The organism is Brevibacillus laterosporus LMG 15441 (genome assembly GCF_000219535.2).
Classification (GTDB): domain Bacteria; phylum Bacillota; class Bacilli; order Brevibacillales; family Brevibacillaceae; genus Brevibacillus_B; species Brevibacillus_B halotolerans.
On the sequence record NZ_CP007806.1, the window covers coordinates 1852971 to 1866461 of the forward strand.

Annotated in this window: 15 protein-coding genes and 1 pseudogene; 12 read left to right on the top strand and 4 right to left on the bottom strand. The window is 38.1% G+C overall.

Translation table 11 applies throughout. From position 1 onward, the window contains the following. The 7 genes from BRLA_RS08620 (at nucleotide 1) to BRLA_RS23125 (ending at nucleotide 6480) form a co-directional block, all read left to right on the top strand. Complete coding sequence (locus BRLA_RS08620) at nucleotides 1–582, top strand: stage V sporulation protein SpoVABEA (protein WP_003337792.1); 582 nt, start codon at nucleotides 1–3, stop codon at nucleotides 580–582. Next, the gene (locus BRLA_RS08625) at nucleotides 569–2038 is read left to right on the top strand and encodes a spore germination protein (RefSeq protein WP_003337791.1); all 1470 of its coding nucleotides are present in this window, start codon (nucleotides 569–571) and stop codon (nucleotides 2036–2038) included. Before BRLA_RS08620 ends, BRLA_RS08625 begins: the two co-directional genes overlap by 14 nt. A gap of 212 nt (nucleotides 2039–2250) precedes the next feature. Continuing rightward, nucleotides 2251–3567, top strand: coding sequence for a diaminopimelate decarboxylase (gene lysA, locus BRLA_RS08630; RefSeq protein ID WP_003344685.1), 1317 nt, complete (start codon nucleotides 2251–2253; stop codon nucleotides 3565–3567). A 193-nt stretch (nucleotides 3568–3760) separates the two neighbouring features. Then, nucleotides 3761–4195 carry a peptidylprolyl isomerase gene (locus tag BRLA_RS08635; protein ID WP_003337789.1) on the top strand — a complete coding sequence of 145 codons (435 nt, stop codon included), beginning with the start codon at nucleotides 3761–3763 and terminating at the stop codon, nucleotides 4193–4195. Nucleotides 4196–4585: 390 nt separating this feature from the next. Next, nucleotides 4586–5869 (top strand): helix-turn-helix domain-containing protein, encoded by a 1284-nt coding sequence (locus tag BRLA_RS08640; protein WP_003337788.1) that lies wholly within the window; start codon nucleotides 4586–4588, stop codon nucleotides 5867–5869. Nucleotides 5870–5882: 13 nt separating this feature from the next. Then, nucleotides 5883–6020, top strand: a complete 138-nt coding sequence (locus tag BRLA_RS23940) for a hypothetical protein (protein ID WP_154071882.1) — start codon at nucleotides 5883–5885, stop codon at nucleotides 6018–6020. Nucleotides 6021–6306: 286 nt separating this feature from the next. Then, on the top strand, nucleotides 6307–6480 hold the full coding sequence (locus tag BRLA_RS23125) for an aspartyl-phosphate phosphatase Spo0E family protein (protein ID WP_003337785.1): 174 nt from the start codon (nucleotides 6307–6309) through the stop codon (nucleotides 6478–6480). Nucleotides 6481–6583: 103 nt separating this feature from the next. On the opposite strand, the gene BRLA_RS08645 is transcribed toward BRLA_RS23125, so the two are convergent. Continuing rightward, nucleotides 6584–6748 (bottom strand): hypothetical protein, encoded by a 165-nt coding sequence (locus tag BRLA_RS08645; protein ID WP_233882583.1) that lies wholly within the window; start codon nucleotides 6746–6748, stop codon nucleotides 6584–6586. 45 nt (nucleotides 6749–6793) lie between these two features. On the opposite strand from BRLA_RS08645, the gene BRLA_RS08650 reads away from it, so the two are divergent. The 5 genes and pseudogenes from BRLA_RS08650 to BRLA_RS23130 form a co-directional block, all read left to right on the top strand. Further along, entirely contained in the window at nucleotides 6794–7306 is a 513-nt protein-coding gene (locus BRLA_RS08650) for a hypothetical protein (protein ID WP_003337783.1), read from the top strand. A gap of 28 nt (nucleotides 7307–7334) precedes the next feature. Continuing rightward, a complete protein-coding gene (locus BRLA_RS08655; RefSeq protein WP_003337782.1) occupies nucleotides 7335–7868 on the top strand; it encodes a DUF4367 domain-containing protein in 534 nt (177 codons plus the stop codon). A 728-nt stretch (nucleotides 7869–8596) separates the two neighbouring features. Then, the gene (locus tag BRLA_RS08660) at nucleotides 8597–9115 is read left to right on the top strand and encodes a hypothetical protein (protein ID WP_003337780.1); all 519 of its coding nucleotides are present in this window, start codon (nucleotides 8597–8599) and stop codon (nucleotides 9113–9115) included. A gap of 205 nt (nucleotides 9116–9320) precedes the next feature. Further along, on the top strand, nucleotides 9321–10577 hold the full coding sequence (locus BRLA_RS08665) for an SH3 domain-containing protein (RefSeq protein WP_041752033.1): 1257 nt from the start codon (nucleotides 9321–9323) through the stop codon (nucleotides 10575–10577). Nucleotides 10578–10765: 188 nt separating this feature from the next. Continuing rightward, nucleotides 10766–11030 (top strand): annotated as a pseudogene (locus tag BRLA_RS23130) (peptidylprolyl isomerase); the annotation flags it as partial. 588 nt (nucleotides 11031–11618) lie between these two features. Here BRLA_RS23130 and BRLA_RS24955 read toward each other — a convergent pair. From BRLA_RS24955 to BRLA_RS08670, 3 genes are read right to left on the bottom strand one after another with little or no spacing between them, the layout of a single operon-like run. After that, a complete protein-coding gene (locus BRLA_RS24955) occupies nucleotides 11619–12029 on the bottom strand; it encodes a serine hydrolase (protein WP_272898015.1) in 411 nt (136 codons plus the stop codon). Further along, entirely contained in the window at nucleotides 11921–12274 is a 354-nt protein-coding gene (locus BRLA_RS24960) for a serine hydrolase (RefSeq protein WP_272898014.1), read from the bottom strand. The genes BRLA_RS24955 and BRLA_RS24960 overlap by 109 nt, the downstream gene beginning before the upstream one ends. Next, the gene (locus BRLA_RS08670; protein WP_003337775.1) at nucleotides 12267–13472 is read right to left on the bottom strand and encodes a serine hydrolase; all 1206 of its coding nucleotides are present in this window, start codon (nucleotides 13470–13472) and stop codon (nucleotides 12267–12269) included. Before BRLA_RS08670 ends, BRLA_RS24960 begins: the two co-directional genes overlap by 8 nt. Nucleotides 13473–13491: the final 19 nt, after the last annotated feature.

Genomic DNA, 13491 nt, shown 5'->3' on the forward strand with positions numbered 1-13491 from the left:
ATGAATCAGGCTCGACGCCGCGTTATCATCATCACAGACGGTGACCACATCGCTCAGAGGGTAATAGAAGAAGTAGCCCGACAAATCGGGGGAAGATGCATTTCATTATCCGCGGGAAATCCAACACTACTGTCAGGAGAGCAGATGGTAACCCTTATTAAGCAGACACCTTATGATCCGGTGCTAGTAATGTTTGATGACAATGGGAATTACGGTTTTGGACGTGGAGAAAGGGCTATTTGTTTTGTGGCGAAGCATCCAGACATTGAAGTGTTAGGGGCAGTAGCAGTTGCCTCCAATACGAAATGGGTAACAGGTACTAAAGTGAAATATTCGGTTACGAAACAAGGAATAGTGGTGGAGGATGCTGTCGACAAGGATGGGGTTGTCCATAAGGAACTTCAGCATCGAATTTACGGCGATACAGTTGATATTCTAAATGCATGTGATATTACCCACATAATTGGGATTGGCGACATCGGAAAAATGGACGGCAGGGACCACATTAATAAAGGCTGTCCGATTACTAAAAAAGCAATCGAGTGGATTATGGAAAGGAGTGGATATCGTGTCGGAGGATAAACAGGACAAGCAGCCTATAGTCTCTAGCCTTGAAGAAAATAGGGCGTTTCTTGATGACAAGCTAGGGGTAGGCACAACGTTTGATATTGGCGTCCATGATATAAAAGTAGGTCGTACCCGAGTTAGTCTGTATTATATTAATGGCTTTGCGGATAGCACAATCGTAACGTTAATTTTACAAGACCTCAATAATGTAAAAGAACGGGAAACGAGCGAGGATGGCTGGAAAATATTTTATCAGAAATATGTCCCTTTCTTTCAAATATCCAAGATAAAAACGTGTAATGAATTCATGGATAAAGTTTTGGTTGGTCAAATCGGGATGCTGATTGATGGTGAGGATACAGCTCTGATGATCGATGCAAAAATTTATTTGACTCGTACACCAGAGGAACCAGATACTGAACGCGTTGTACGAGGAGCTCATGATGGTTTTACAGAAAGTCTAGTTTCCAATACCTCGCTTACTCGGCGCCGTATACGTGATGAGCGTTTGCGTTTTGAAATTATGCAGGTCGGGGAACGCTCGAAAACAGATGTTGCGATCGCTTATCTGGCAGATGTTGCTAATCCGCAGTTAGTGGAAAAATTAAAATCAAAGATTCAGGAGATCCAAATCGATGGAATTCCCATGTCAGAGAAAACCGTTGAAGAGTTTATTATTGGAAAATCGTTTAATCCATTCCCTATGGTACGTTATACAGAACGTCCGGACGTAGCGGCCATTCATTTGCTTGAGGGACATGTCCTAATTTATGTAGATACATCACCGAGTGTCATCATCACTCCTGCTACCTACTTTCATCATGTACAGCATGCGGAGGAATACAGGCAAACACCAGTTGTTGGAGCATATCTACGCTGGGTACGTTTTCTAGGGATTATTGCCTCTTTACTGTTACCGCCCTTATGGCTGCTATTAGTGATGCATACGGAGTATATCCCTCCTCATCTGGAATTTCTCGGTGTGAAGAATCAAGGTTCTATTCCCATCATGATACAGTTTTTATTAGCTGAGCTTGGACTCGATTTAATGAGGATGGCAGCGGTCCATACTCCTGCACCGCTTTCTATTGCAATGGGACTGATTGCAGCTATTTTAATTGGGGAGATTGCCATCAAGGTAGGCCTGTTCTCGCCAGAAGTAATCTTGTATCTAGCTGTTGCGGCAATTGGAACCTATGCAACTCCAAGCTATGAACTCAGCATGGCCAACCGGCTGGTCCGGTTACTATTACTGGTAACTACTGGACTTTTTGGATTGCAAGGCTATATGTTTGGCTGTGCCTTTGTTTTACTTGTCCTTGCGATGACCAGATCGATTGATACCCCTTATTTGTGGCCATTAATTCCGTTTAATTATGAGGGATTTAAGGAAATTGTACTACGCAAGGCTGTGCCATATCAGGAGAAACGGCCGAAAATTGTTCGTTCCCAAAATCCAGACAGACAATAGCAAAGTAGACATAGTTATATATCTCTTGGATTTGGTTACTTGCTGTGGTATATTAATGCTTAAAAATTAGATATACGAATAAAACATACAAAGGATATAGCAAGCCACGAGAATGTGGCTTCGCTATATCCTTCCTAAAAGAGTCAAAATACATGGAAAAGACAGAATAGCTTTATACAATGATAGGGAAAGTGGATGAGGGGGCAAAGGTTATGTTTTTGCATGGCACAAGTCGCATCAATGAAAAAGGGCATCTTGAAATTGGGGGATGTGATACTACCAAACTAGTAGAGCAATATCAGACTCCATTGTACGTCTATGATGAAACATTAATTCGGGAAAAGTGCCGTGCTTTTGTAGAGGCCTTTCAGCAAAGCGGGTTTGCCTTCCAAGTAGCCTATGCCAGTAAAGCTTTTTGTACGATGGCAATGTGCAAGTTGATAGAAGAGGAAGGATTATCTCTGGATGTAGTTTCTGCTGGAGAATTATATACGGCATTGGCAGCAGGGTTTCCGGCAGAACGAATTCATTTCCACGGGAATAATAAAACCATGCAGGAATTAATTATGGCTCTAGAAGCCAATATTGGCTGTTTCGTGGCAGATAATTTTTATGAATTAGAGATGCTGCATGACCTTGCCAAAGAACGTGGATTGACAGCTAATGTGTTGTTGCGTCTTACACCAGGCGTAGAAGCACACACACATGAATATATATCCACTGGACAGCAGGACTCCAAATTTGGATTTGATATGATAAGCAATCAAGCGATGAAGGCGATTGAAGTAGCGCAGGAAAGCCAAGCTTTGCATTTACTTGGTATCCATTGTCATATAGGGTCGCAGATTTTTGAAACGGATGGTTTTTTATTAGCTATTCAGCGGCTGACGGAATTTTTAGCAGATGTTAGACAGGAGTTAGGCTTTACCTGTCAGGTATTTAATGTCGGAGGCGGTTTTGGTATTCGCTATGTGGAAGGAGATACACCCCTTGTAGCAAAAGATTATATTGAAGCAATTGCAAATAGCGTTCGTACAGAATTTATCAAGCATAACCTGCCCTTCCCAGAAATTTGGATTGAACCTGGACGAAGCATTATTGGAGATGCTGGGACAACCTTGTATACCATTGGGGCAACGAAGGAAATTCCTAATGTCCGAAAATATGTTGCAATTGATGGGGGAATGACTGATAACCTGCGTCCGGCTTTGTATCAGGCTAAATATGAGGCCTGTGTCGCTAATCGCTTACATGAGCCTGCTACAGAATTGGTTTCGATAGCAGGTAAATGCTGTGAATCAGGAGATATGCTAATCTGGGACATTTGTCTATCCGCACATCAGCCAGGAGATATTTTAGCAGTTTCTAGTACCGGTGCTTATGGATATGCAATGGCAAATAACTATAATCGAATCACCCGCCCTGCTGTTGTATTTGTTAAGGACGGAGAGGCTGAATTGGTGGTCCAGCGTGAATCATTAATGGATCTGATTCGAAATGATCGCCTGTATACGAAGGTCTCTCTATAAAAAGGATGACAAAGTACCTCAAGGAAAAGAGATATCAGCTATTGAATCTCTTTTTTTGCTTTGTACAATGATAACTTGCTATTAGGAATTGAACAAGATAAGATAAAAGGGATAAAGACTGCTACGTTCTTTGAGCGGGTGGCTACTTATTTACCCTCTTGTAAGGGAATGGAAATATTGGAGGTATATACATATGAAAAAAGGTCAAATTACCCTAGAAAACGGCAATAAGGTTGTTATTGAATTCTTTGATAAAGAAGCTCCTGGCACCGTTGCAAACTTTGAAAAGCTAGCAAATGAAGGCTTTTACAATGGCCTAACCTTCCACCGTGTTATCCCAGGATTTGTTGCACAAGGCGGTTGCCCGCACGGAACAGGAACTGGCGGCCCTGGATACACAATCAAATGTGAAACACAAGGTAACCCACACAAACACGTTCGTGGTGCATTGTCGATGGCACATGCAGGTAAAGATACAGGCGGCAGCCAATTCTTTATCGGCTATGATGCATTCCCGCATCTAGACGGCGTTCATACTGTATTCGGGCAAATTATCGAAGGCATGGAGCATGTGGACAAAATTCAGCAAGGCAATAAAATGACTGAAGTGAAGGTTTGGGAAGAATAGTTCCCAGTCAATCATAATGAATCCCCTAGTGAAGGTGTTACCCCTTGCTAGGGGATTTATTTTTTTATATGCTTTCTTTCTTTTACAGGTAAACAGTTGAATACGAAATTCATTTCATCTTTTTTAAAAAAAGCCTATTTATCTGGATTAGTTACAAACTATCGTTCCTCAATCCTTCCCGACATTATATTAAATCCCTATAAAAATGAGATATCAAATAAAAGCTGTCATCTTTTCTTATTTCAGAAAAAAACTACTTTTTATAAAAAAGTATTATTTAATCTAATAATTTTTATTGTTATTTACATATATATACAATAAAGTTAGAATTAAGTTAAGATCAATAAAGGAATCCATGTACTTATTTATAAATTATGGAAGGGGATAAACATGAGTGTAAGTCTAACTTTCACAACATTGGGGGAACTGATAAGGAAGAAAAGAATTGAAATGGGAATTAGCTTATCGGAATTAGGGAGAATGATAGGGATTAGTAAAGGGGTTTTATCAAAGATTGAATCTGGAGATACGAAACGTCCAGAGCTTCGGACATTAAAACCGATTGCAGATGCTTTAGAAATTCCTTATGAAGAGATCATTGAGTGCTATGTTGAAATAGAACATCGAATCGAAGTCTTAAATGATATATTGCAATTGTGTCTTGAAGTCTCAAGTTCTTCTTTGACGACTAAGGTGGCAACGAAATTCCTTGAAAATTCTAAGGAAGAAACATATGTATTATTAGAGCAGGTATATAATCTAGCCAATAAAGCCGTAAACAATGAGGTTAGATTGTCGCTGTACAATACAATTATTAAATATGCAAGAGTACACGGCATTCCCATGTACATAGCCAAACCGTCATTACAAAAATACCTAATCGAAAGACAAGATTTAAAAAAGATGGAGGAGTCATTTAAAATTGGTGAAGAGGTTGTTCACTATGCAGATTTTTTGACTGAAGAGGAGCGGATCATTTTATATTTTAGAATGGCGCTTCAAGCATATGCTATAAAAAAATACGAAACATGTATTGAACTATGTCAAGCTGGAATTACTCTTGAAAAAAAGGATACTGAGCTGAAGGCTAGAGCATATTTAGCTATGATTAACTCATATTCTGATTTACATAATTATGACTCTGTTGAAGATTTGATTGATATTTTCGAAAATTTTAAACATGAATTTGTTCGAGAATCATCCATGATTACACGAGCTATCACTAAAGCTAAAAAGAAAGAGTATGAGATAGCGATTCCTATGTTAAAAAAATTTATTGATGAATTAAGTAAGGATAATAAAATACATGTAGTAAATGAACTGCTTGGGATATATGTTCATTTTAACATTGTTGAGTCAATACATGAAATAATAAACAGAGAAAGGGAATTACTTCCGGATAATGCATATACACCGTATAAATTAACATCACTTGCAAGATATTACCGTCAAAAAGCTGCTTTTCAAATAAGCAAAGGACTTCTAGAAGAAGGTATGGATAGCTACATTAACAGCATAACGACATACGGGAAAATAAATGATTATAACGAGATAGTAGAATGCTTACAGAAAATTTTCGAATATTTCTCGAAAAATTCAAAGCCAATTGATTTGCACTATGTAAAACAGTTAGAAGAAGCGTATAATGAAATAAATGGAAAAAAGAGTAAGTGAAAGGAGGATTCCAATGAGGAAAAAAATTGTTCTAATGTTATTAACTTTAGGATTAATTACAAATATGGGTTTTGCCTTGGTTAAAACAGATGAGGCAAATAATCTGAACACTTTCAGTATGCGTGCTAATAATGCTGATCCGGGCTATTGATACTTTTGTTACTTTCGAGCGCTACAAAATAGCGTTCTTTTTTTATGTTTTTTCATCAATATTTTGTCGTATTTTGTAAAACGTTTCAAGCTAATGGTTTTTAGAGGAAAAATTAGAACGGGATGGTAAAATGATGCTCAGGAGGAAGAAAGGAGGTGCCATCTTTAGTCTATTTAATGTATCAACTAAAAAGGGCGTTCCCCCTGTCGCTAAACTTACGGGAACACCCCTTCCTTGAGCAACAATAAATGTTACTCAAGTACATTTTACCACTCACTTACAAAATATGAAAACAGAAAATTCTCAACTAAAAAATGATTTACAGAAGCTTATAGAACTCCTCCGTAAAGAATTAGAGATGTTGTATTACAAAGAAGGCTCATTTGTACACCCAACCGTACTACAAATGAGCCAACAACTAGATGAGTACATCGTTATGTTTGAGAAGATTAGACATTAGTTGGTCGAATATGAAGAAGCTGTACGGGAAACTTTACAAAGCCCAGTAGGGGGAATAATTATAAAGCCGTTTTTCAGCTATTCACTAAAGACCTCTAGCTGTATTAATCTGGTCGATTTTCGGATGATGAGGGATAGTTAGATTCATCTATTGGATGTTTACTACCATGTTTATCCCTTTTTCTTAAACTGATTGAATCCATCAAAGGAAATAATCCAATACCTACGATAAGTAAAACAATACCAATCCCAAAGTACAAAAAGTTCATCTTATTCCCTCCCATTTCATATTTGAATATTAAGGAGCTGAAAAAATGAAGCGATTTTTTGCCTTGACTTCCATTTTAGCATTGTCCATTATTGGCACAAGTCCTGTATATGCTGATGAAACTTATGTTTCAAAATTAAAACCGGACATTGGAGCCACATACACATATTATCAAGATGTAGAAGATGGTTCTCCAGATTATTTGAACGGTTATGAAACTTTCTCTTTTAGACATTATGATACCATAAAAAGAATAAGCAAAGATACGATTGAATTCCAAAGAGCCGATTTTACAAAAGCTAAGGCTTCAGATGATGGTGTCTCTTATGGAATTTATCTGGTTGTTGACAGTGCAGGCGGTGGGGAAAATACCACTACTTATAATGATATTTTTTGTGATGGCTTAACTAGTGGAAACAAAAAATTCGATACAGGTGTCAAGCTAAAAACAACCGCAAGAGCGCTTGCGTATACAGAATCAAGAGTGTTTGCACATGCAAATGGTTGTGGAGCTGGTGACTCATATTTTGTTAGAAATAAATACGTTTATCAGCCTTAATAAAACATCTAAATAAGGAGAACATTCTATGAAAAAACACTTTGCTGGTGCATTATTAACCTTAGCTTTATTGAGTATAGGTTTCTCTGTCTCAGCCAATGTTGAGAACAAACCAGTACAAGGATACAAAATAAGAAGTGAAGAACCATCTAAGGTAGTCACATTGCAAACTATTCAAAATGATTTAGGTTTTATTATGCCTAAATATGTACCAGAGAGTCTTACCTTGAAATCTGTAGTACAGAATGATCCCCCTAGAGAAATTACAGCTAGTGAATTGCAAAATAGGCTTAAAACATACGATATTTTTTATTCTGGTTCATGCGAAAAAGGAAAGGTATGTAACTCTCTATATATGATTGTTACAGAAGGAAATATGCATATTGGTGGAGCCGTTAAAGAAACGGAGATTAATGGCTCAAAGGCTGAAATTCAAGAAAATGAAAACGTCATTAACTTGTCTTGGAAGTATAAAGGTCTAACATACTGGGTACTGGCTAAAAAATCAGAAACATTAACACGTGAAGAAGTTTTAAAATTCGCTAATTCTATCGTAGAGTAAAGTCTAAACGTCCGAGTGACATTTGTGCCCCAACACAATTGCAGGATGAAGTAGATCATTGAGTTGTTTGGCTCAAGAGTGATCTACTTCTTTCTTTTTTTAATCCTAGCCTACAAAATAAATACATAACCAGCATCTCAATCATATTTTAAATTCCTCACCGTAATCCTGGCATGTATGTCACTAATCCTACCCTTACTGTAACAGCGGCCGGAATTTTTATATCCTCTAACTTTGTTTTTGGGTGGATTTTCATTCGTTAGTTCTGAATTACTTATAAGGATTTACAACACTGGAGGTAGTTGTGATCATCTTTTTTGTGGTAGTTCAACCATACTATCAGTTAGCAGAAGAAAGCGGAAATTGTCTGATAAAAACAGCTTTTATAATCCATTCTCTAAAAAACATAGAATTGCTTATAGTAGTTTAGGGAATGTCGATCTGCTTACTAGAACAAAAGAACTTAGAATGAATGTATATTTTGTTACCGATCATATTGACACCGAATCATTCATTACAAATTGCCAATAGGTATTGTTTTAAAATTATAAATTAGAGGAGCAACTTTTATTCTTATACTGAAAACTATTTTTCAAAGTAAGCAAAAGAGAATCTAAAAATGAATTCATAAAATGTAAGATTTTGGTGGAAAAAGAAAGGGTATTTAAAGACGTGGAACGAAATAACAATAAAAATAGGGTGTTTTGACCAGAGAAAGGGGAAATTTTATGTTAGAGCTAATACAAGTTGTGACTTATTCCAACGATAAAAAGAAAATTCTTGAAAAAGAACCTCTTCCCAAAATAGGTTTTAATAGTGTCATGGAAGTAGCTAAATATCTTTATTTAGAAGAAGAGCTTGATTTAAAACATTGCATAGATGAACATCTGGTTTCAGAAGATTGGTTTGAGCATGGCGATGATTTTTTTAATGAAACTGGTTATAAATATACGAAACATTATTATTTCATTAACAACTTCCAAGAAATAAAAGATATTAGTTTGAAAACAGCAATGGAAATAGTAGATTCATTATATTTGATAGAAGAACACACACGCAAAATAAAAAATGAGGTTTATGACGTTGAAAAGAGATTTGCAGATGATGCGTATTTAGATAATATCAAATATTTAATCGATATTATTAAAATTAAGAAGAATGTTCTTTTGCGATATGGCTATTCTCAAACGAAAACAGCTGAAATGATGAAGGGTTTATATTATAACACGAATAATTTCGGGAGATAAGCAATGACATTGGTATTTTAACTATTATGGATTTGGAGGAATAAATATGGCAAAGAACACTACAAAAGATTTCATAAAGTCTATAGAGCAAAAAGCATTTATTATCCAAGAAGGAGGGGACGAGTTTAGATTTAGAAATTACATATGAGCAGCAGATATATTTTTTGACAAACATCAAAAGTACACAACAGATAGAGAATTTTTCTTGAAATTCATAGCGGACAAAGTGATAAGTCCAAACGAGGATGAAGACATATTTCAAAGATTAAGTTTACTCCAAGATAAAAATTTAATAGAACTAGGGTGTCTGTATGTTAATGGAAATGCAAAGTTTAAAGGTTATTTTGAAGAAATAAATGATCAAGATGATTTTTTCATACGGTTTAAACTAGCATTGGATAGCTATAAAAAGGTAGAAAATGATTTACACAATCAAAAGATGGAAAAAATTCTAGGGGTTCAGAGATTGAAAGGGCTGGATACTATTACAAAACTTGCACAGCAAGTATCTAGCCCCTATTCAAGTATTCGTGATCTAAATGTTGTTTATCCTGAAATGCACCTATTAAAGCATATAAGTCAATATGAAAAGACATTTAATGATTTTTCAAGAGTAATGTCTCTCGGTAAAAATATTAAGGATACATTATATTATGGGTCATTGGCTACCAAGGCAATGCAAATTCCAAATGTAGAATTGCGAAAATTTCCTGATTTTAATAAGGCTTACAATATTACAAGAGTTGCTTTAGAAGCATTTAAGTCAAGTAGTGAGATAAGCAGTGCAACTTCATTAAGATATAATTTTGATATTTACAATAGTATAAAAAACAACTTGGATTATCTAGTAGAAAATAGCAGGATAAATAATACTATTTTGGAAACAGCGAGAAAATCTGCTTTTAGTTTATCATCTTTAGAAACATATGCTCATCATTTTAGATCATATCTAAATTTTGATGATTTTGATGAAGATAGCTTCCCTGAAAAGGAATTAATACATTCAACTTTAGATACTGAATTGGAAGACTCAGGATTCTTTGAGTCTAAATTATCAGCAGAAGAGAAGTTAGAAGCATTAGACCAAAAATTGCAAAGTCCTACTGAAAGACCAGAATGGGTAAATCAAGTTTTGTTATGGTTTACAATTCATATTGTTAATTATTTAATACTCTTAATAATTAGCAGTTCTATTTCTGGCAGCTTTAGTGCAGCAGTTCCATCAATAGATTCTGCTATGTTCATTACTTTACTATGGCAAAAGCCTTTTCGATATTCAAAAAAAGACAAGCTCGAAGTAAAGGAAAACCCGTGGCATCGTTCAAAGACGATTGCTTATCTTGAAAAGGAGCAAGAGGTTGTTTTCATGAGAAAACGAAAAGATTGGTCTTATGTGGAATTTAAATACAAAAACGAAAGAAAAAGTGGATGGGTTCTATCAAGATACTTGGAAAGAAAATAACATTTATAATATTTTGATAGGAATTTTATTATGGATATGAGCAAGAGATGATGGAATATAATTATCCCTGAGTTGAAATAAAAGTCCTCAATTACATCGTAAATTTTATTATTAATAGTATCTTTTACACGTTGATTTAAAAAATCAAAATTTTGATCGTATAAAATTTATAAGGGCGTATGTATAACCCGCATGGAACAGGAACTGGCGGCCCTGGATACACAATCAAATGTGAACACAAGGTAACCCACACAAACACGTTCGTGGTGCATTGTCGATGGCACATGCAGGTAAAGATACAGGCGGCAGCCAATTCTCTTTATCGGCTATGATTCATTCCCGCATCTAGACGGCGTTCATACTGTATTCGGACAAATTATCGAAGGCATGGAGCATGTGGACAAAATTCAGCAAGGTAATAAAATGACTGAAGTGCAGAATGGAATAGAGTAAGGCGTTAAGTTCGCTTCATTTGATAAAATGGAGACTGCACAATCTCTTAAAGCAAATGGTGCTGTCTTTCCCTTAGTGGAGTAGCACCATTTTTATCTAAATCAGTTTTCCGAAAATGGTGTGGTGACCTAGTAAGTCGGCTGTGAGACTCCTCGTGTCAGTGTTACCGACTGAAAATACCAACAATTTTGTAAGTGTACGTTTAAGTTAACAGAGCTTAAGGCGTGCTTTTGCACGAATCAATAAAGTTCCCCACTTACATACGTAAGTCATTGCGTGTTTTTGACTAAATTGCATTGGTGTGGTGCTCGTCATCAACAGATGGCGAGCAATCGTCCTGCATCATCCTCTAGCCACCAGCAACTGGCTTGTTTTGGTATCATCAACTTAATCAGACCCACTGAGTTACTTATTCGTAGTTGTGGCGCCTGCAACGGACGGTGTCAACCGTCTTCGGTACCAACGGAACCGCAGCATAAGGACTCTATAATGATGTTAAACTTGAGATTTGTCGTGCGATAATCAAGATAGAAGATACTGGTTATTAGCATTTGGAGTGCTACAGTCGTGATACTCTACTTTGCTTTGTCATCGGTTTCTGAACAAATCATAAGCCGGCCAATCTTTGATGCGCCCAATAATCGTCCACACCAGGTTGTCGAGGTCGGTCCGCATTTTTTCCAATTGTGTGTCGTTACGAGAGTTGACTAACACGGCCCAACAATATCCGTGATGTGTCCGCATAACGATAGAAGTCGAACCTGGTATGTCTCCATCATGAAAATAATTACCTGAAGAATCAATGGCCCATCCCTTTGCGTAATTTGAAGGGCTTCCATCTATTCTTGGTGCAGTCGTGGTTGTGTACATTGTCGCTAGGGATCCTCTGTTCAGGATGTCCGGCTTAGAGGCGAAACGATCGACGCGAACGAGGAAACGAACGAGATCCGTTGCAGACGCAATCCACCCTCCATGTGCGTCCATGCGAGAAACCCGGATCGTGTAAGGATTCCATCTGCTTTGCGGGTAATATACAACTTCGTTCGGCGATCCGCGAGAGTGTCACCGGCAATATGCATATCCGTAATACCGCAGGGCGCGAGGACGTGCTGTCGAACATAGTCAGCATAGGACATACCTGAAACGCGTTCAATCACTCGACCGAGCAGCAAGTAACCAAAGTTGAGATAATCGAAAGTCCGTCCCGGCACATAAGTCAATGGTGCGTTATCGTCATCAAGCATCCATGTGATAAGGCTCGTCTTGATTTAAGTTGAAATGGCTAAACATCGGATCCTGTTTTTGCGCCCAGCCGCTGGTATGTTCTAGAAGATGTTGTACCGTTATTTGGTGAATATTTTTGCCATATGGCTGTTTTCCGTAAGTGGTACCGAGGATAGCGTTTGGACCAAACACTCTATCGCCAAGATTTAGCCGTCCAGCTTCGATCAATTTAAACACCGCTACCGAAGTAATCGGTTTCGAGACGCTGGCTATTCTAAAGAGGTGATTGGTTCTGACTGGTTCATTGGTTGCTTGATTAGCAAGGCCAAATCCTTGAGCGAAGACTAATCGCTCTTGGTAGGTGAGAGCTAGTGATACTCCTGGGATCCTGTGATTGTTCATGAAGGTCGTCACAGTCTGCTGGATGAACGCTAGGTCACTATCGGACAAGTAAGGCTTGTGCCATATTACTGCATATCGCACTTCTCCGCGCAATGGATGTCCATTAACCTGAACTAGACGGAATCCCCTAGACAGCATGGAATTAAACTCAGTTTGGTACTCAGCAGGACTCAGGCCGTGGCGGGCTGACCATGTGAGATCTGGTCCTTTGATCCAAATCACCGCATAATAGTTTTGGCTGGCAACCTCGTATCCACTTACGCGCCACAGTATAAATCCTTGGTTGCTCCAGTGGTTGAACTCAGCCTGGTACTGAGCAGAGCTCAGGCCATGGCGAGCGACCCAATTGACGATTGGAGATTTATCCCAAATTGTTGCGAATCGAGGCTGACCAGCTACGGTATACCCGCACAGGTCTATTAGTCGAAACCCTTGCGAAATAAGGTTGTTAAATTCGGCTTGATATTGAGCTGCGGTCAAGTCATGGTGAGCGAGCCACTCCGGACCGGCCGTTTTTTCCCAGAGAGATGCGTAGCGATCTCTGCCGGTTACTTCATAACCGCTTACTCGGACTGGACGGTATCCTTTAGCAGTCATGGTCCTAAATAAGGCTTGATGATCTGCGGAAGATAGTCCGTGCCGAGCCTGCCACTCCGGACCTGGCGACTGTTCCCAGACAGCAGCATAACGATCGACTCCATCTACTCCGAAACCGCTAATATCGATGAGTCGATATCCTTGGGATACTAGTGAGTTGTATTCAGCTTGAAATTGGTTGGATGTAAGTCCGTGCCGGGCCTGCCATGCATATGCCATATAACACACTCCTAATAAC

Coding starts and splice junctions, on each gene's coding strand:
- BRLA_RS08635 (WP_003337789.1), top strand. CDS start 3,761: ATGAAAAAAGGTCAAATTACCCTAGAAAACGGCAATAAGGTTGTTATT.
- BRLA_RS08655 (WP_003337782.1), top strand. CDS start 7,335: ATGAAAAAACACTTTGCTGGTGCATTATTAACCTTAGCTTTATTGAGT.
- lysA (WP_003344685.1), top strand. CDS start 2,251: ATGTTTTTGCATGGCACAAGTCGCATCAATGAAAAAGGGCATCTTGAA.
- BRLA_RS08640 (WP_003337788.1), top strand. CDS start 4,586: ATGAGTGTAAGTCTAACTTTCACAACATTGGGGGAACTGATAAGGAAG.
- BRLA_RS23125 (WP_003337785.1), top strand. CDS start 6,307: ATGAAAACAGAAAATTCTCAACTAAAAAATGATTTACAGAAGCTTATA.
- BRLA_RS24960 (WP_272898014.1), bottom strand. CDS start 12,274: ATGCTTGATGACGATAACGCACCATTGACTTATGTGCCGGGACGGACT.
- BRLA_RS08620 (WP_003337792.1), top strand. CDS start 1: ATGAATCAGGCTCGACGCCGCGTTATCATCATCACAGACGGTGACCAC.
- BRLA_RS08645 (WP_233882583.1), bottom strand. CDS start 6,748: ATGAACTTTTTGTACTTTGGGATTGGTATTGTTTTACTTATCGTAGGT.
- BRLA_RS08670 (WP_003337775.1), bottom strand. CDS start 13,472: ATGGCATATGCATGGCAGGCCCGGCACGGACTTACATCCAACCAATTT.
- BRLA_RS08650 (WP_003337783.1), top strand. CDS start 6,794: ATGAAGCGATTTTTTGCCTTGACTTCCATTTTAGCATTGTCCATTATT.
- BRLA_RS08660 (WP_003337780.1), top strand. CDS start 8,597: ATGTTAGAGCTAATACAAGTTGTGACTTATTCCAACGATAAAAAGAAA.
- BRLA_RS23940 (WP_154071882.1), top strand. CDS start 5,883: ATGAGGAAAAAAATTGTTCTAATGTTATTAACTTTAGGATTAATTACA.